The organism is Stenotrophomonas sp. ATCM1_4, assembly GCF_004348115.1.
GTDB lineage: Bacteria > Pseudomonadota > Gammaproteobacteria > Xanthomonadales > Xanthomonadaceae > Stenotrophomonas > Stenotrophomonas capsici.
On record NZ_QPFB01000002.1, the window covers coordinates 1 to 329 of the forward strand.

The 329-nt window shown below is 69.6% G+C and carries 1 pseudogene; it reads right to left on the reverse strand.

From position 1 onward, the window contains the following. Window positions 1–329, reverse strand: a pseudogene (locus tag ATCM_RS19195) (type VI secretion system tip protein VgrG); the annotation flags it as partial.

The window sequence follows — 329 nt, forward strand, 5'->3', positions numbered from 1 at the left end:
CAGGTGGTATCGCCCTGCGCATCCTGGAAATGGAAACGCACGCGTATCCGCCCCAGGCTGTCGGCGTGGACGTCCTGCCCGCCACCGTCGTGGCCGGCCACCACAATGGCGGTCTGGTAGCCCGGTGCGGTCGGCCGGGGGTTCAGCCGCGCACCGGTGGCATCGTGCAGCTGGGGCCGCCAGGGCAGCGTCCGCTCCACGGCGGTGAAGGTGTTGCCGTAGCCCACCTTCTCGGCCGAGGCCCAACTGGTCGTACTGCCGTCCATCAACACGGCACCCAGCGTCGTCTCCACGCTCCTGCGCAGGTCGGTCGGCAGGTTGTTGATGCC